The organism is Ralstonia sp. 22111 (assembly GCF_052045895.1).
GTDB lineage: Bacteria > Pseudomonadota > Gammaproteobacteria > Burkholderiales > Burkholderiaceae > Ralstonia > Ralstonia wenshanensis.
This window is the reverse complement of the sequence record NZ_JBQEPR010000005.1, coordinates 33,130-49,203: the sequence shown is the minus strand read 5'-3', so window position 1 is coordinate 49,203 and position 16,074 is coordinate 33,130. Positions and strand designations below refer to the sequence as shown.

Annotated in this window: 18 protein-coding genes and 1 tRNA gene; 3 read left to right on the top strand and 16 right to left on the bottom strand. The window is 62.6% G+C overall.

Annotated elements, in window-relative coordinates; all coding sequences use genetic code 11:
* Nucleotide 1 precedes the first annotated feature (1 nt).
* Nucleotides 2-736, bottom strand: coding sequence for a DUF899 domain-containing protein (locus tag ACTJK4_RS14290; protein WP_440818228.1), 735 nt, complete (start codon nt 734-736; stop codon nt 2-4).
* 149 nt (nt 737-885) lie between these two features.
* A complete protein-coding gene (locus ACTJK4_RS14285) occupies nt 886-1,989 on the bottom strand; it encodes a YeiH family protein (protein ID WP_440475876.1) in 1,104 nt (367 codons plus the stop codon).
* Nucleotides 1,990-2,081: 92 nt separating this feature from the next.
* Between ACTJK4_RS14285 and ACTJK4_RS14280 the strand changes: the two genes are divergently transcribed.
* From ACTJK4_RS14280 to ACTJK4_RS14270, 3 genes are all read left to right on the top strand, one after another.
* A complete protein-coding gene (locus ACTJK4_RS14280; protein ID WP_316868750.1) occupies nt 2,082-3,008 on the top strand; it encodes a LysR family transcriptional regulator in 927 nt (308 codons plus the stop codon).
* 39 nt (nt 3,009-3,047) lie between these two features.
* Nucleotides 3,048-3,123, top strand: a tRNA-Lys gene (locus ACTJK4_RS14275).
* A 196-nt stretch (nt 3,124-3,319) separates the two neighbouring features.
* A complete protein-coding gene (locus ACTJK4_RS14270) occupies nt 3,320-5,386 on the top strand; it encodes an acyltransferase family protein (protein ID WP_440818227.1) in 2,067 nt (688 codons plus the stop codon).
* 12 nt (nt 5,387-5,398) lie between these two features.
* Here the strand turns inward: ACTJK4_RS14270 and ACTJK4_RS14265 are convergent, their stop codons facing one another.
* From ACTJK4_RS14265 to ACTJK4_RS14200, 14 genes are all read right to left on the bottom strand, one after another.
* Nucleotides 5,399-5,932, bottom strand: coding sequence for a DUF2514 family protein (locus tag ACTJK4_RS14265; RefSeq protein ID WP_440818226.1), 534 nt, complete (start codon nt 5,930-5,932; stop codon nt 5,399-5,401).
* Nucleotides 5,929-6,414, bottom strand: a complete 486-nt coding sequence (locus ACTJK4_RS14260) for a lysozyme (RefSeq protein ID WP_440818225.1) — start codon at nt 6,412-6,414, stop codon at nt 5,929-5,931. The genes ACTJK4_RS14265 and ACTJK4_RS14260 overlap by 4 nt, the downstream gene beginning before the upstream one ends.
* Nucleotides 6,389-6,616: a hypothetical protein gene (locus ACTJK4_RS14255; protein WP_440818224.1), complete on the bottom strand. Its 228-nt coding sequence runs from the start codon at nt 6,614-6,616 to the stop codon at nt 6,389-6,391. The genes ACTJK4_RS14260 and ACTJK4_RS14255 overlap by 26 nt, the downstream gene beginning before the upstream one ends.
* Nucleotides 6,613-6,984, bottom strand: coding sequence for a hypothetical protein (locus tag ACTJK4_RS14250; protein WP_440818223.1), 372 nt, complete (start codon nt 6,982-6,984; stop codon nt 6,613-6,615). Before ACTJK4_RS14250 ends, ACTJK4_RS14255 begins: the two co-directional genes overlap by 4 nt.
* A 66-nt stretch (nt 6,985-7,050) precedes the next feature.
* Entirely contained in the window at nt 7,051-7,251 is a 201-nt protein-coding gene (locus tag ACTJK4_RS14245) for a hypothetical protein (protein ID WP_440818222.1), read from the bottom strand.
* Between the two features lie 8 nt (nt 7,252-7,259).
* Entirely contained in the window at nt 7,260-9,266 is a 2,007-nt protein-coding gene (locus ACTJK4_RS14240; protein ID WP_440818221.1) for a hypothetical protein, read from the bottom strand.
* A gap of 2 nt (nt 9,267-9,268) precedes the next feature.
* Nucleotides 9,269-9,925, bottom strand: a complete 657-nt coding sequence (locus tag ACTJK4_RS14235) for a DUF2612 domain-containing protein (protein WP_440818220.1) — start codon at nt 9,923-9,925, stop codon at nt 9,269-9,271.
* The gene (locus tag ACTJK4_RS14230) at nt 9,925-11,157 is read right to left on the bottom strand and encodes a baseplate J/gp47 family protein (protein ID WP_440818219.1); all 1,233 of its coding nucleotides are present in this window, start codon (nt 11,155-11,157) and stop codon (nt 9,925-9,927) included. Before ACTJK4_RS14230 ends, ACTJK4_RS14235 begins: the two co-directional genes overlap by 1 nt.
* 8 nt (nt 11,158-11,165) lie before the next feature.
* On the bottom strand, nt 11,166-11,519 hold the full coding sequence (locus ACTJK4_RS14225; RefSeq protein WP_410843784.1) for a hypothetical protein: 354 nt from the start codon (nt 11,517-11,519) through the stop codon (nt 11,166-11,168).
* Nucleotides 11,519-12,289 (bottom strand): oxidoreductase, encoded by a 771-nt coding sequence (locus tag ACTJK4_RS14220; protein WP_440818218.1) that lies wholly within the window; start codon nt 12,287-12,289, stop codon nt 11,519-11,521. The genes ACTJK4_RS14225 and ACTJK4_RS14220 overlap by 1 nt, the downstream gene beginning before the upstream one ends.
* Nucleotides 12,282-13,148: a baseplate hub protein gene (locus ACTJK4_RS14215; protein ID WP_440818217.1), complete on the bottom strand. Its 867-nt coding sequence runs from the start codon at nt 13,146-13,148 to the stop codon at nt 12,282-12,284. The genes ACTJK4_RS14220 and ACTJK4_RS14215 overlap by 8 nt, the downstream gene beginning before the upstream one ends.
* On the bottom strand, nt 13,145-13,444 hold the full coding sequence (locus tag ACTJK4_RS14210; protein ID WP_440818216.1) for a phage baseplate plug family protein: 300 nt from the start codon (nt 13,442-13,444) through the stop codon (nt 13,145-13,147). Before ACTJK4_RS14210 ends, ACTJK4_RS14215 begins: the two co-directional genes overlap by 4 nt.
* Entirely contained in the window at nt 13,444-14,094 is a 651-nt protein-coding gene (locus ACTJK4_RS14205; RefSeq protein WP_440818215.1) for a phage baseplate protein, read from the bottom strand. Before ACTJK4_RS14205 ends, ACTJK4_RS14210 begins: the two co-directional genes overlap by 1 nt.
* Before the next feature lies 1 nt (nt 14,095).
* A complete protein-coding gene (locus ACTJK4_RS14200) occupies nt 14,096-16,072 on the bottom strand; it encodes a glycoside hydrolase family 73 protein (protein WP_440818214.1) in 1,977 nt (658 codons plus the stop codon).
* Nucleotides 16,073-16,074: the final 2 nt, after the last annotated feature.

Genomic DNA, 16,074 nt, shown 5'->3' with positions numbered 1-16,074 from the left:
CTTACGTCGCGCAGCAGCCGCGCACCTTCGGTGCATCTTCATATTCGTCGTGACGGCGCACCCATGACAGCGGGCCGGTCTCGTTGCGACCCAGTGGCGCGCGGTCGAGCAGCAGCAGTGTCCCCACCATGTCTTCCAAGCCGCGCGCATACGTCGAGTACGTGTGGAAGACGTCGCCCGCCTCGTCCTTGTAGAACGCGCTCATGCCGGGCAGTTCGTCGTGGGCTTGCTCACGGGGCGTGGCCGTGTAGTTGTAGTCGACCGAGCCGCTGGCGAGTTCGTCTTGCGAGAAGCTCACGCGATAGTCGTGGTTGAACGTTGTGCCGAACGACGAGACCCACGGGAATTGCCAGCCCATGCGCTTCTTGTAGGCGGCGATTTTGTCCATCGGCGCGCGAGACACGGCGACGAACGTCACGTCATGGTGGTTCAGATGCGTGAGCATGCCGCCAATATGATCGGCGAAGAAGGAGCACCCTGGGCAGCCCGCATCCCAGTCGGGCCCAAACATGAAGTGGTAGACCACCAACTGGCTGCGGCCGTCGAACAGCTCGGCCAGCGCCTTCTTGCCTTCCGACGATTCAAATACGTATTCCGTCTCGACCTTGACCCACGGCAGCGCTTGGCGCTCGGCGTTGACAGCGTCGCGCAGGTGGATGGCCTCTTTCTCGCGCGCCAGCAACGCTCGGCGTTTGATGAACCATTCGTCTCTTGAAACTACGGGATGCGTTTGCATGATTGCCCCTCTGTCCTAAGACTCAGGACTTCATACTAGGCGGCTGCGTTCGAATGAAAAGCCGCGGCGCGCAAGTCGCCAACCGGATGCGACTTGCGCGCCATCGAAGAGAATCAACCGCCTCAGCACATCCAACTTCAGGTGCCGGATCAGCCCACCAGCCAGCGCACGCCCACGTTGAGGAGCGCACCGCCACCTACCAGCCCCACCCACAGAATTGCGGCGCACAGCAGCGGACGCACACCGGACTTCAGCAGCATCGGCACATGCGTTTGCGTGCCGATGGCAAACATCGCGCAGGCCAGCATGGCGGTGTCGATGGCGTCGATGGGGGCATGCCATGCGGCGGGAATCGCGCCAGCGGAATTCAGCAGTGTCACGACGAGCAACCCCACCGCAAACCAGGGCATCGCTTTCCAGGCGTGGCCAGCGGCCTTGCGAAGCGCACTCTCAGAAGGCGACGAAGACGAACTTTGACCTTGATCGGGGGTTGTGCACGCAAGCACCACGAGCAAAGGAGCCAGCGCCAGCACACGCACCATCTTGCTCACGACCGCCGCGTTGGTGGCGTCGTCGCCTAACGGACGCGCGGCGGCAATCACCTGCGCGACCTCGTGCATCGTCGAACCGATGTAGACACCAAAGTGCTCTGGCGTGATGGCCACACCGGCATGCGTAACAAGCGCGTACAGCCACGGATACAGAAAGATGCCGATCGTGCCGAACAGCACCACGCTGGCGATCGCCACGGCCGTTTCGCGTGGTGAGGCCTTCACCGCTGGCGCAACGGCCAGCACGGCCGCCGCCCCACACACCGCACTGCCAGCTGCCACCAACACAGCTTGTGAGCGCGTGAGGCTAAACCAACGCGTGCCGATCCACGTACCGGCCAGCATCGTCGCGGCCAATACCAGCAGAGGAATCACCACGCCCGAAGTCCCCAGATCGTGGATCTGCGCCAGCGTCAGCCGGGCGCCGTAGAGAATCACGCCCGCGCGCAGCAGTGTATGGCGGGCAAACTGGATTGCCCCTGGGGTCAGCCAACGCTGGTGCCCCGGCACATGACCGACGGCCATGCCGAGCAGGATGGCAAGCGTCAGTGCGCTCAAGCCCAGATGCCCTGCCCACGGCATGGCACCGAGCGCCACCGCAATCCCCGCACACCCGAACAACACCCCCACGCTGACGAGCGTCCGGCCGTCGAATCCTGCTGTCACGCCCTGGGGCGCCAACTGCTTCTGTGCAATCGTCATCACATTCGCCTTGCTTATTCGCTATACGCATAACGATATGCGGATCGTGATAACATGTAAAACAGGTAATTTTCGTAATTCCAACCACTTTTATGGATAATAAGGCGCCTCGCGTCACGTTGCGGCAATGGGCGGTCTTCGCCGCCATCGCACGCAGTGAAACGACCACTGCGGCCGGTGAAGCTCTTGGCCTGTCGCAATCGGCCGTCAGCGCGGCGCTGGCGGAACTGGAATCCACCCTCGGACATCCGCTGTTTGACCGGCATGCGCGCCGTCTGCATCTGAATGCGCTGGGCCGACAGCTTCTGCCCCAGGCACAGGCGCTGCTCGATCACGCCGATGCGCTGGAACACGCGACCGCCCAGCCGAACGTGCGCCTGAAGCTCGCGGCCAGCAGCACGATCGGCAACTACGTGCTGCCCGCCCTGCTCGCGGGCTTCCGGCACGAGATCGCACCCGACAGCCAGCTCGATGTGCTGATCGGCAATACGCAGGACGTGGTCGATGCCGTGCAGCGTTTCGAGGTCGACATCGGCCTGATTGAGGGCACCTGCCGCGGCGAAGCGCTGGAAATCGAAACGTGGATCGACGATGAGATGGTGATCGTGGCCGCGCCGGGGCATCCACTCACGCGAGGAACCGGGCCCGTCTCACACGCGGCGCTGCGCGAAGCGGGCTGGCTGATGCGCGAACCCGGCTCCGGCACGCGCGAACTGATCGACAGCCGCATCGCTTCGGTGGTCGGGCCGCTGCATGTGGCACTTGAACTCGGCCACTCCGAGGCCATTCAGCGCACGGTGGCGGCAGGCTACGGCATCAGTTGCCTGTCGCGCCACGTGGTGGCCGACGCCTTGCGCGATGGCCGGCTGGTCGAGGTCGACAGCGGCCTGCCGCGTATCGCCCGGCCGCTGCTGATCGTGCGGCATCGCGACAAGCATCCGACGCACGGGCTCACCCAATTCATCGACGTGCTGCGCGGTCACACAACCGATTCGAAAAAAATTCGCGCAGAGGACTAGCGCGATCCGAAAAAGGTTGATATAGTCTCACTTCTTCGCGGGGCGTTAGCTCAGTTGGTAGAGCAGCGGACTCTTAATCCGTAGGTCGAGTGTTCGAGTCACTCACGCCCCACCAGAATATGAAAGGCCCGACAGGCAACTGTCGGGCCTTTTGCTTTTCCGCAATCTGGAGCGTTTTCCGCAAAAGCTGACAGACGGTCGGTATTGCGCCCCTATCGCGATAGGGTCAAAGCGAGCGTGCAGTATCATGCGCAGGCAATTTTCCTCCCGCAAATTCCAGCGCCGCCCATGAAGGCGGCCCCCAGGTTCGAATGATCGATCGAATCAACCAGCCGCACGAGCACAACGTCCACCCAGCCTATCGGCCCGACATTGACGGTCTTCGAGCAATCGCGGTTATCGCCGTGCTGTTGTTCCATGCATTTCCGTCGCTGCTCCCCGGCGGTTTTGTCGGCGTGGATGTCTTTTTTGTTATATCCGGCTACCTGATCTCGACGATCATTTTCCGAAGCCTGAGCGCAGACTCATTCTCGTTTGCCGAGTTCTATGCCAAACGCGTCAAGCGCATATTCCCAGCGCTGATTATCGTGCTGGTCACGACTTACGTGCTCGGATGGCTGACCCTTTTCCCCGATGAGTTTCAGCGCCTTGGCCGGCAAATTCTGGCCGGCGCGCTGTTCGCGCAGAACTTTCAGCTTTGGCATGAGGCGGGCTACTTCAACTCCCTTTCGGAGTCCATGCCACTGCTCCACCTATGGTCGCTGTCGGTCGAAGAGCAGTTTTACCTAGCCTTCCCGCTGATCGCGTGGGCTTGCCTGCGCGCTAGGCTGAACCAGGGGCTGGTGACGGGGCTGCTCTGGGCTGGTTCGCTGGCTATGTGCCTTTATCTTTCCGACCTTGAGCAATACAGCGTCCAGGCCTTCTATCTGCCGCATACGCGTGCGTGGGAGATTCTCACTGGGGCCCTGATCGCTTACTGCCAGGTTTCGTACGTCCGCCCCCTCTCGCAGATTCCCAAAGCGCTGCGCTCGACCTTCGTCGTGCTGGCACCGGCGATCGGCATTGCCCTGATCGTTTATGCGGCGTTGATGCTCGACAAGCACACGCCTTTCCCAAGCTGGCGCGCATTCCTTCCGGTGTTCGGCGCTGGCCTTCTGATCGCCTCGGGCCACGGTTCGCCGGTCAACCGGTTCATTCTTTCCTGGCGCCCGCTCGTCTGGGTGGGCCTTATCAGCTATCCGCTGTATCTGTGGCATTGGCCGCTGTTGTCGTTCGCGCGGATCCTTGAATCTGGCACGCCACCTGTGTGGCTGCGTGCGGTGGCGTTGGCGATCAGCCTGGGGCTGGCATGGGCGACATACCTATTTGCTGAGCGTCCCGCGCGCGCTGCGCGGGCGATTCCTAGGTTGCCGGTTGCCCTTGCAATGGTTGTCGCGTGCATCGGGCTGATGGGGGCCATCACCGAGGCGATGCGGGGAATCGAATTTCGCGCTGCAGCAGCGGATGCCGCCGGCAATCGCTTCGACTACCCATATAAGCACTCATGCCGGCCGCTCATGGGCACAACGTTCCGCGAAGACTGGTGCAACGCGGACACGCTCTCAGCGGGCATGCCTGAAACTGTCATGATCGGCGACAGCTTTGCTAATGCCGCCTCGACGATCGTGCGTGCGTTCGATGAGGCCGAGGGCATGCGAAATTCCGACTTTGCGCAGTTTGGCCGCGGGGAATGTCCAATGCTGCATGGCTATGGCCCCGAGTATTGCCAACAGGTGACGGCAGCGGCAGAGAAGTACATCGCCGAAACGCCGAGCGTGCACACCGTGATCTTGGCATCCAACTGGCCCGCCTACTACTCGGAAAAGGACTATCACGGGCTGCGCCCAAAACAGACGCATCAGGAGTTCATGGACGCATTCACGGCGACCGTCGAGCATTATCAGCGGCTTGGCAAGCATGTTGCCGTCTTTCTGGCCACTCCGCAGGACACCAATCCGCGCAGTTGCGTCGCACGCCGGTTCGAGTTGCGGGACTGGACGCCTCCCCCGAACTGCAATTATCCGATTGCAAATGCCTTGCGGGGAGATTCCGACTATCGGTTGAAGATCATCCCCTACCTTGCATCGAGGGGAGTGCCCGTCTTCGATCCGTTCCGCATCATGTGCGAGGCCGAGTCGTGTCGGGTATCCGTGGATCGTGCCGTTCTATATTCCGACAGCGGGCACATCTCGGAACGGGGCGGTCGATACCTCGCGCAGCATGGGCGGCAGCTTCTGAAGTCGGTTCTTTCCAACTCTAAACCGCCTCGGCTTCAGGCGGATACCGGTGTTGATCTCCGCCCCACCACTGCACCCGCGCCCCGAGACGCTACGCAGTGATACGGTCAATTCCTATTTTTGAGCGGGCATCAGCGCGTCGTAGTCTCGCTCACATTGGAGACCGGCGATTCTGAGCTTGTCGGCGTAGCCAGCCAACTCTCCCGAAGTTTGGTCAGACCGGCCGAGCACGTCGACGAGCACATCGAGGGGATCGCCACCAGGCTGGTCCGGGCCTGCGCCGGCAGCGGCGGGATGGCCGGATGCGCGGGCGGCGGCGACAAGTCGGGCGACTCGTGCGCGCAGGCTGTCAGCAGCAGCGCCGGCAGCAACAGCATCAGCGGCGGCAGCCGCAGCTTGTTTTGTGGCTTCATTGGCAATCTCCGCTTGGGCATTGGTGCGCCGTTGCTCTTCGGCGCGGGCGGCCTGCACGTCGGCTAGGCGCTTCTGCTCGGCCGCTTCCTTGGCCGCATCAAACTGCTGCTGCACGTGGGCAGCGCCAGCTTCATATCCTTGCTTGTAGACGTGGTGGTGCAACGCCGTTAGGCCGAGCAGGACGCCCACGGCAATGGCGGCGATGCCGCCCCACTTCACCCAATCGATGGTCATGCCTTGGCCCTCCCCTCGCACAGATCGCGTTCGGCCTGCCGACGCTTGACGAGACCCGGCAAAACCTTGCCGTCAGCGCGTACCCACTTTGACAATTCGGCGCAAGCGCCTGACAGATCGCCAGCATTTGCTTTACGTGCGAGCGTGCTGTTGCAGACCGCGCTCACGCCCACGTTGTACGCAAGGTCGACGAACGCGATTTTCTGGCCAGGGGTCATTGGCGTCTTGATGCAGGCCATCACGCCATCAGCGTGGCGCGCCAGATCGCGATCGAGCTGCTCGCGACACTCGGCCGGCGAATAGGTCTTGCCCCACGCGGCATCCTCGGTCGCACCGGTGCAGTAGGTCAGCACGCCGATCGGGTCGCGGTAGGTGGTGAGCTTCGTGCCCTCGAACTTCGGCACGATGGCCAGCAGACCGGCCGCCGCGGCAGTGCCGACAATGGCCGCGAGTGGCCTAGTTGGTCGCTTCAGTGTCGGCACTCTTCTTCCCCTGCTTGATGAGGCGAGCAACAAAGCCGCCGGCAAACACCACGGCTGTGAGGATCGCGAGATACCGGGCCGGCAACACGTCGCGGATCTGCTCGTACATCACCGCGTAGGTGGTCGAGAGTGCGATGCCGACAGCGTTGATTTGCTGGGAATACAGCCGATGGCAGCGACGCCATTCGTCGATCAGCGTCATTTCGTGCGCTCCTGAGTAACGCGCTCCAGTACAGCGACGCGCGCTGTCAGTTCGCGGAAGGTTCCGTACTGCGTAGCGGCCCAGCCAATCACGCCAGCGCAAGCAAGCACTGCGGCGCCGATCAGCTTCCACATCCGGCTGTGCACATGCATCTGTGAATTTAGGTTCTCCACCTGGGTCTTTGTCGCATCGCTGACGTCAAAGAGCCGATTTGTCTTGCTGTCTAGGGTGTTCACGCGCTCCTGAAGGGAGACCATCATCACGATGCTTTGGCTGACCGAGGTCAACTGCCCTTTCATCTCCTTCAGATCATCGATTGCGTTGCTGACGCGCTCGGTGAGCACCTGCACTGCCGCATCGGTTGCCATCTCTTCGCTCACTGGTTGGCCCCCGGGTGGAAAGGTTTTCTGTTCTTGTGCATTTGGAGACCCCCTTCATTCGCCCGGCTTCACGAGTAAGTAGGCGAGGCTCGGGAACAGCTCCGTTTGCTGGTTGTAGTAGGAGACGTAACGCGCGTCATCACTGGCAACTTCATCCTGATACGGAAATGAGTCTGCAGACTGGGCACACGTGAATACCGAGGTGATGACGGTCTTCTTGGCGTCCGAAAACGCAGCGTAAAGGGTGGTGGCCATGGTGGTCCTTAGAAGTTGTAGCCCGTGACGGTGATACCCAAAGACGGCGTGCCGGCGCTGTTCGACCACTGGTAGTAGATCGTCTGTGCAACCGACAGCAAGGCGCGCCAGATGCCGCTGATCGCGGTGCCCGTATTTGAGATGTAGTTGTCGTCAACGCCTGCGGAGTCCCCAGCAACGTGCAACAGAAGAGCGGAGGTAGCTGACGACTGCGGATTCCCTTGCCCGAACGCTTCGGTTGCATTCAGCGGAACAGAGGACGCGATCGACAATGACGTATACGAGGCCTGCGTCGTGCTGGTTGAAAGCGCAACCACGGCAGGGAAAGAGACATGTCGTCCGCGCTGCAGACCCGCCCGGAACTGGTTCGCCGTCGAGGTCGTACCCCACACCGACACCAGGCACGACGCGGTGTAACCACTCGGCATGGAGCCGCCGGAATAGACCTCAGGCGCGGCCGCAGATGTCGCGTTTGTGGCCAGCAGAGCCCAGTTCGCGGCAGTCAGCGTGGTGCTCGCCAGGGTCTGGGACAGCCCGACCGTGTACGTACCCGTACCACCGGTGCCAGTGCCCAGGGCAGTAATCCAGGTGCCACCGGCAGCGCCCTGCACATACTGGCCGACCGCCAATGTGCCAGACGTGACGCTGGTAACCGTCAAGGTCGTTCCGCTGATCGACCCGGTGAAGACCGCAGCCTGCGGATTGCAGATCGCATAGATGGCCGCATAGCCATTGGTGGGAATGCTGCCGGTATCCACCCCGCCTGCGCCCGTGGTCGTCAGGTTGATCGTCTTGCTGAAACCCGACGCGGCGTAGGCCATGCCGCCAGCCAGCGCAGTTTGTGCTGCAACGCGATCAGCGGTCAGCGTGAACGACGAAGCGGCGGCCGTGTACACGCGGGCGTTCACCGCCCCCAGCGCAGCGGCGATCTGACTGAACTGCGGGGCCTGAGAGGACTTAACTGCTGGCGAGACCTGCAGCGCGCCGCCAGTGTTCTCCAGCAGCACCCATGCCCCGGTACCGTTCAGCGAGCTGTTCCAGACAACCTCAACATCGCTGTTGGGCGCAATCTCCCCGCCTTGCAGAGGCGAGTGATTCGCGCCCCAGATCGGCGCGGCCACGATGGTGCCTGGCCCCGGGCTGAAGGTGGATGCACCCGTGTTCGCATTGGTCGCCTTAAAGCGCAGACGCATGCCATCGGAAACCGAGGTGACGGCCGGCGAATAGGCAACTGCATAGGCATTTGCCGAGCCGGCGTCACCCGCATACGTGGCACCGCCCTGCTGCACCTGCGACAGCGTGGCGGGCTGCGTGCCCAGCGTAGCGGCTGCGATGGATTCGGCGTTCTGAATGATGTTGGTGCCGTCACCCGTGACCTTCTGCTGTCCTGAGGCCAGCGCAACGCCCGAGCCCGAGGCGGTCTTGGCGGTTACGGTGAATGCGCCCGTCGTGTTGTTGACGATCGTCCAGTCGCGGGTCCACGTCGGCAGAATGATCTGGATGTTGCCGGTCAGCGTGCCCGCGAGCGTGATCTTGTTCTTGGCTGCCTGAGCTGGCGTGAGTGTGACGTTGGCGTTTGTGAGGCCAGCAATGGCAGTCACGCCGTAGGCGCGGCCTGGCACCCACTTCGTACCCGGGCCGGTGTCCGGATTGTCGGTGTTGTTGTCGGCGGTACTGATCCACGTACCCTGCAAATCGGCACTCATCAGCTCCGCACCGTTCGGGTAACCGCCGACGTTGGAGTCGGATGCGAACGCCGAGTTGAATCCGTAGAGGCCGCCCGCATGCTGCCAGCGAATCGAGGCGGTCGCCAGGAACAGGATGCCGTTCATGTCCTTGCCGGCCGGCGGCTTGCCGCCTGCAGCAATCGGTGTGAATGTCAGCGGCGGGAAGCCATCGTTGAGCGAGGCAGCGCCGTCAGTGATACCGATCTGAGAGGCTTCCGGAATCGTGTTCTTCGTGCCGTTGGCCGCGAAGGCGAGCGGGATAAGGGTCGGTGTCTGGGACGATTGCATAGTTAGGCTTCTGCGTAGAAAACGCCTTGATCAAAGGGCGCGGCGCTTGCACCCGCCTCGGCGAACCCGAACACGTCGGGCAGTTGAACTTGAAGAATCGAGGCCAGCACGCCAGTGGGACGCGGCAGCGCACCCGACTGCGTAACAATCGCCTCCTCCCATGGCTGCAGGTAAAACTCGAACGTGTAGCGCATGCGCATGCCGCCCAAATCGTTCACGTAGCACCGGCCACGTCCCGCAAAGAGGTTCTGCAACAGTTGGTTCATGCTCTGGATCGAGCCGTCGCAGATGTTGGCGAGAGCCTTGACCAGGATCAGCGTGCGGAATGCGTCATCGCCGAGCAGATAGGTTTGCGTAGTTTCGGCGCCCGGATAGAACGTGCCCTGGCCGAAGGGGGCCGCGCTTGCGGTTCCGGCCTCCGAAAAACCGAAGTGGATCTCGGCGACCGGAATGGTCAGCTTCCGGCCGTTCTCCAGGCCTACGATCTTTCCCCAGATGTCGAGACCGATCCCCACAGCCGTGTCCACATTCCAGATCAGGCTGTAAAAGGCATCAATATCAGCGCTTGGATCGATGTAGTCGTCCATGTTTTGAATCAACTGGACGAGCGTCGGGCTATTCGCGTATTGACTAAGGATCGTTTGTTCGACGTTGAACATTAAATCGCTGTCACGTAAATATTGGCTGCCGATATTGTAGGCGTTTGATCGATGCCGATCGCAACTGAATTGAGATTGGCCGCGCTAATACCGAGTTGAATCGACAACAGCTCGACCGATGGATCGACAGCCATGACACCCGGATAGTACCGGCCCGCAAAGACTGTCGTTCCGGACCTGGCGCGCGATCCGCCGTCCGCACCAGTAAATGCAGCAATAATCGCGTTTTGAATCAATTGCACATAGTTCGATGGCAAATTCGGGTTATTCACCACTTGAACGGAGAATAGAATCGGCGTCGGTGTCAGTGTTTGATATTTGACGGAATATTGCGGATAAGGCTGAGAATAACCATCGGTATCGTAGACCGTAACGGTCGTATTACCGTTGTAATTGCAGCCCGGGGCTTTCTTTGCCCAGATCGCATTCGCGACATCCTGCGCGGCACCACCGTAGACCCCCACATAGAGAGAGTTCGGCGCCAGCGTCACGCTGCCGATCGTCAGCGGCGTCGAATTGGGGTTGTCGGTCACATAGGCGTCGAGCACGCCAGACACGTTCAGTACGCGCCCGCGCACGGCCGGTACCGAGCCCGAGGCGTTCTGCGCCACGGACTGCCGGCGCCGGAACTCGAAATCAGCGCGGCTCTCTTCCACATTGCCAGCCACACCCGATACGACGCTCACGGTGTCCCAGCCGGGAATGGCTTGATTGATGGAGATCTGATTCGCTGCCGGAACAGGCGTCGGGCCCGTCGCAGTGCATGCGAACGCCAGGGTGATCGAACCGCTGGCAGGTATCACGCCGGCCTGCGTGCAGATGTAGGTGTTCTGGCTTTGATCTGCGATTCGGGCGCCGAGCGGGATCGGCGTGCCAACCAAGCCCCCGCAAGCGATCTCCAATGCTGTCGGCTGCGCAGGATTGCGCTCGATGAAGTAGATGCGCCCAATGCCGTCCTGAAAGCGGCCGTCGGCTGTGTCGGGGTCTACACCGTTCACCACCTGCAGCATGTCGTCGTTCTTCGCACCGATGATGGCCGTCAGGCTCGATGCCATCTGCCCCTGCGGCGTCTTGGTGTTCGGCGAGCCGTCAGCGTTGGTCGTGTTCAGGTTGCCGCCAAACGCGGCGTTGGCGTCCGCCAGGGCGCCGGCCAGGATGGCCGACTCGGTGGGAACGACGGGCCCCGTAGGTGCCCAGTTGATCGGCGGAACGCTGGAAGAAGGATTGGCCATGTGGAACCTCAGAAGGAGATCGGCAGCGTGACGCCCGTATCGGTCGTCACCTGAACCTGGCCCGAGAGCACGCGCCCCTCGAAACCGGTGATGAAGCACTGCGCGGCGACAACGCCTTTGACGGTCATCGCCGCGGCGACCATGCGGGATTTGACAAGCTGCAGGGGCGGCCGCTGGCCGAGGATCTCCGACCAGTACGGCACGCCATCCTTGACGTTGAACCAGCACTCACCGAGGAACGTGCGCACGGCGCTCGCCACGTCCTGGGCGATGGCATACGGCTCGTCTGCCATGGCGATGTTGCCGTTGGCGTCGAGGCACAAATCCCAAAGGGTGCGATCGAGAAGAAGGGTCGAGGCCATCAGTTCACATTCCCGCTGTTGCCGCTGCCCGGCTGAACGCCGTTGTGCGTGTGGGTGTCATCAATTCGTTTGCCATTCGCGAAGACCTGGCCGACGAAGTTGAAGACGCCAGTGATGGTTGCTGCCGCGCCGGACACTGCGCTACCGACCATGCCGCCCAGGAAGGTGAGCAGCCCGTCGATCGTCACAGCGGCGCTGAATGTCGACTGCGGCGAGTTGACGGTGAACGTCGAGGAAGCATCCACTTCTACGAGCGGCGCCTGCAACGTCACCTTCGTCGGCGAAACGACAGCGATGCCCGCCGCCGAGAACTGCACGTATTGCTGCGGTGTGCCGTTCAGGAAGCCGCCCAGGTAGAGGCCGTCAGCAATGTCAAAAATGCGTTTCGAGCCGGGGTTGGCCTGCGCCTTGTTCGCCTTCACCGACGAGATGTCGCGATCCTCGACAACCGCCACGCCGATGTCACCGACCTGCGGATCGATGATGACCGCGTTGGCGCCGCCCTGGAGACGGAAATACGGCAGGTGATAGACGGTGCCATGCGGCGTCGCGTTGTTCCAGCCGTCAAGCTGGTTGACCAACGGCTGCACATCAACGAAACCAACGGGGCTCACGCCGCCGCTGTTGGTCACGGCGACGATCTGCACCAGCTTGGCGCCGCTGATCTTGCGCAGGATCTGCCAGATCAGGAACGACTGCACATTGGTGTCGTCGGCCCCCGTGGCCTGGGTGGCGGCGCCGAGATAGGCGTTGTCCTGAGTGTCAGCCAATTTTCAGACTCCCCAGGATGCCGGTGAACCATTGGCCGTTCGGCGTCTCGCTTTCGAGCACATGCGTCGCGGCAGACACGAGCCACTTCCCGCATGCCATCTGGAGCTGGCTCTCGACCTGAATCTGGCCGCCCGGCTTGATTTTCGGATTGAACAGGGTCGACACCTCGATCCCGTTGCTCGAGTAGCGCGGATAGCCGCGCATGCCCGTGGCGGGCGAGATCAGCGGCGGCCCGTCCGGATCAGCGCGGAAACCGAACTTCGGCCAGATCGCCAGGGTGCCGCGGTCGATTGTCATTGAGATGTCGGCCGCCCGAGCGCATGCTTTCGCTTGTTCCAGCGCGGTGCCCGGGAAATACGGGTTCGAGAGCTGCACCTGCACGCCGTTGTTTTCGAACGCAAAGCCCATCTGTGTGGCGAGCGACTGCATGATCGTCGCCACGTCCGCCTGCCCCTGGACACTCAGCGCGCCCACGGGCTTCAGAGATGCCGCCAGGCCGGCCACGCCGATGATCTCCAGGCACGACTCGGGCATGCCATCCAGATTCGCCCATGATTCGTTGATGGTGCCGTTGTAGATCGTGCTGAGCCCTGTTTCGTCGTCGCCGGCTGCCAGCAGCATGGTGTTCTTGAAGCGCACGCCGGAATTGATGAGGCCGACCGACGTGAGTTGATTCAGCATATCCAGCGTCAGCCCGAAGATACGCACGTGCGCCGCTGGCATCGCCTCGCCGTAGGTCGCCTGGATGATCGCGTGCACACGCAGGCCTGTGAGGGTGACGGTATCCGCATCGCTCTCGCCGAAAGTGCCGGTACCGAGCAAAAGCGTCACGTCGATGCGCTTGCGGGTGAAGCTCATAGGTCGGACGCCTCCAGGTAGACCAGCAGGAACCGCGTGCCGAGGCCGTCATATGTCGGGTCGCTGGTGCCCTGCGTGTCAGCGAACATCAGATCGCCCACGAAGCCGAGATAGGAATGGCGGATCAACCGAACGCGATCGCGGCAGACGATGCCGCTCTTGATGGGCACGTTGTTGATCGCCAGGTCGAGATACAGCCCGGTCGTCTTCTGGTAGACGTTGATCTGGCAGTTTTGGCCGGCGAGCAGCGCAGACAGCTTTGGTGCCGGCTTGGCAGGGATGGGAACAATCAGCATCACGCCCCCTTCGATCCGATGAGCGCTGTCTGCTCGGCGGTCGGTGTCTGTGGCTGCACCTGACCCTGTGATGAAGGGTCGGCGGATGCCGGGTTCTGCGTGTTGGCGAACTCCGCCGTGGCCGTCACCCGAATCTCTTCCAGATGCGTGTTGACCTTGAGCAGCGTCACGCCGTCGCGCGTCTCGCGTCGCGTGTCGTAGGCAACCACGTTGGCGTTCGCATAGACGCCCTCTGGCGTGACCACGTTGAAAAGCATGGTCGACTGCTTGGCCGCCTCGATCGCGCTCAGGAACGCCGAGCGATCAGCAACAGATCGGCCGCATACGAGCTGCACGCGCGCCTCGTAGGGCAACTGCACCTTGTTGTACGACTCGAACGCCCCCTCTTCCTGCGGATAGTCGGAGACGCGCGAGTCGCCGCGATACTCCAGCGTCTTGACGGTATCGGCGACCGCCATCGGCGCGCCCGTCTCGTCGAAGATGCCCCAGACCGGGCGCAGCACGTCGTCAAGGATCCCGAGCACGTCACCGCTCAGGAGCTGCGGAATCAAGCGGCCAGGATCGGCAAGCGGGTTGCGCAGCACCGGCGGCACGCCCGGCATATCCGGCACGTCGGGGTACTCAGGGACTTCAATGTCAGGCATCGGCATATCAGCTCATCCCCGTGTTGGCCTGGGCGACCATCGACTGGCGCTGCACGGCCGGCGCGAAGTCGCGCGCGATGCCGTTGGCGTCCGTGGCCTGCGTGTAGACGTTGATCGGCCCGTTGATGTTGGTTTCGCTGGTCGACGTGCTGCTGGGCGCGCCGGCGGCTGGCAGCGCGGCCGTGCCGGCGAGCGCGCTCTGCTGTGCGATCTGGGCGGCATTCGCCTGGCGCAGCGCTGATGAGCCCATGATGGCCTGCAGCTTGGCGCCGTACTGCGGGTCAGTGGCGTATTTGCCGGTCAGCGCAGCGGCGTACGCCATGGGGTCGTCGGTGTGCTTGCGCGCTTCCTCGTATGCCTTCCCGTTGGCCAGCAGGCGTCCGTGCGCGTCGAAGGCGTCGGCGAGTGAGTCATATTTGGCGAAGCGCTGTTTCACGCGCTGGCTGACGCCGTTTATGACTTCGGTGGTTTCCGCCTCGACGTAGGGCTGGCCGGCGGTCGCCTTGATGCCGAACGGGTTGTTACTGCCAGCCGGCATGCGCTTGCCGAAGCTGCTCTCCAGACCGTACTGGCCGAGCGTCACCGCGGCGGGCACGCCGTATTTCGCCTGGGTGGCCAGCGCCGCGTCGACTGCCGTGGGGCCCGCTTTCTTGACCAGCGCATCGGGCAGCGTCAGGAACGCGGCAACGTCTGCATTCGACTTGCCGGTAGCCTTCGCCGCCAGCGCGGTGAGGAAGTCGCCGGCCGGCAGGTCGGCGGAAGCCGCCCACCACTTCCCGTTCTTGATGTCTTCGAGGCCCTTCGACTTGTCAGCGTCGGGAAGCCCGAGCAGCTTGGCGATGCCGAGGCCGCCCAGCACAGCGATGGCCGCAGGCCCAAGGCGTCCGATCACGCCCAGCGAAGTGCCCAGGCCGCCCAGCGCGCCAGCGAGCTGCAGGAGTGGGCTCACCATCGAGATGATCTTCAGGCCGAGCAGCGCCATCAGCACGACCTTCCAGCCGCCCAGCGATTGCACGGCCTTGTCGAGTTCCTGGAAAAACTCCTTCACGTCGGCGATGAGCTGCGACCAGTTGATGCTGGTCACCCAGGCCGCAAATTTCTCGGCCATCTCTGCCGTTTGCGTGCCGATCTCGTCGGAATGGTTAGAGAACCAATTCGAGAGGCGTTCGAGCAGACCCATGATCGTCTCGAACCCGGGCGCCATGGCGATCACCACGCGCTGCATGGTGTTGCCGATACCTTCCTTGAAATCCTTCCAGCGGTTGTTCAGCGCGCGCAGGCGGTCAGTTTCCTGCTCCGACAGCTCGTTGAGCTTCTGCTGACGCTCCATCTCCGCGCGCAGCGCTTGCGGGCCCTGCATGAGCGCGTAGGCCATCGCCCGCGTGTAGCCCTCCTGCTGCATGGCCAGGATGGCGAAGCCGGTGCCCTGCGTCTTGGCGAGCTTCTGCGCGATCTCGGCGTCGCGCTCCATCTTCTTGATCGGGTCGTTGGCGTCGCTCACATCAGCGCTGACGCCCGCCCGACTGGCGTTCAGAAGGTAGGCCTCCAGCCGCTTATCCAGCTCGCCGGATCGCAGCTTGGCTGCCTGTTCCTGAATGCTCTTGAGTGCGTCGTCGGCATCCCCGGCCGAAGCACCGAGCCGGTCGAAGCTCTGTTCGACGGCGCGCACCTGCCCCGGCACCATGTTCAGCTCGCGGGCGAGCTGGCCCGTGGCAATGGCGCCCTTGATGGTGTCTGCGGTGTAGTCGGCCAGGCCCTTGATGCCGAGGCCGGCGGTGAAGATGGTGACGAGCGCCAGAACTTCGGTGCGCAGTCGTTTGAATGAGTCGGCGGCGCGCTTGTTACGCGCCTCGATCTCTTTGGCGGCGCGGATCTCTTCCGCTGTGAGTTTCTTGGTTGCCTGCGAGGCCTCGGCCTTGCCGCGCTTGAACGCTGCGGCATCGAGGCCGAGGGTTACAACCAGAGCATCGACGATAGTCGCCACGG

Bases quoted from the DNA above. Each gene is read 5' to 3' on its own strand.
- ACTJK4_RS14250 (WP_440818223.1), bottom strand. From the start codon at position 6,984: ATGGCAACCGATGCGGCAGTGCAGGTGCTCACCGAGCGCGTCAGCAAC.
- ACTJK4_RS14255 (WP_440818224.1), bottom strand. From the start codon at position 6,616: ATGACGCTGATCGACGAATGGCGTCGCTGCCATCGGCTGTATTCCCAG.
- ACTJK4_RS14205 (WP_440818215.1), bottom strand. From the start codon at position 14,094: ATGCCGATGCCTGACATTGAAGTCCCTGAGTACCCCGACGTGCCGGAT.
- ACTJK4_RS14280 (WP_316868750.1), top strand. From the start codon at position 2,082: ATGGATAATAAGGCGCCTCGCGTCACGTTGCGGCAATGGGCGGTCTTC.
- ACTJK4_RS14235 (WP_440818220.1), bottom strand. From the start codon at position 9,925: ATGTTCAACGTCGAACAAACGATCCTTAGTCAATACGCGAATAGCCCG.
- ACTJK4_RS14230 (WP_440818219.1), bottom strand. From the start codon at position 11,157: ATGGCCAATCCTTCTTCCAGCGTTCCGCCGATCAACTGGGCACCTACG.
- ACTJK4_RS14285 (WP_440475876.1), bottom strand. From the start codon at position 1,989: ATGACGATTGCACAGAAGCAGTTGGCGCCCCAGGGCGTGACAGCAGGA.
- ACTJK4_RS14265 (WP_440818226.1), bottom strand. From the start codon at position 5,932: ATGACCATCGATTGGGTGAAGTGGGGCGGCATCGCCGCCATTGCCGTG.
- ACTJK4_RS14240 (WP_440818221.1), bottom strand. From the start codon at position 9,266: ATGCAATCGTCCCAGACACCGACCCTTATCCCGCTCGCCTTCGCGGCC.
- ACTJK4_RS14270 (WP_440818227.1), top strand. From the start codon at position 3,320: ATGATCGATCGAATCAACCAGCCGCACGAGCACAACGTCCACCCAGCC.
- ACTJK4_RS14245 (WP_440818222.1), bottom strand. From the start codon at position 7,251: ATGGCCACCACCCTTTACGCTGCGTTTTCGGACGCCAAGAAGACCGTC.
- ACTJK4_RS14225 (WP_410843784.1), bottom strand. From the start codon at position 11,519: ATGGCCTCGACCCTTCTTCTCGATCGCACCCTTTGGGATTTGTGCCTC.
- ACTJK4_RS14290 (WP_440818228.1), bottom strand. From the start codon at position 736: ATGCAAACGCATCCCGTAGTTTCAAGAGACGAATGGTTCATCAAACGC.
- ACTJK4_RS14215 (WP_440818217.1), bottom strand. From the start codon at position 13,148: ATGAGCTTCACCCGCAAGCGCATCGACGTGACGCTTTTGCTCGGTACC.
- ACTJK4_RS14210 (WP_440818216.1), bottom strand. From the start codon at position 13,444: ATGCTGATTGTTCCCATCCCTGCCAAGCCGGCACCAAAGCTGTCTGCG.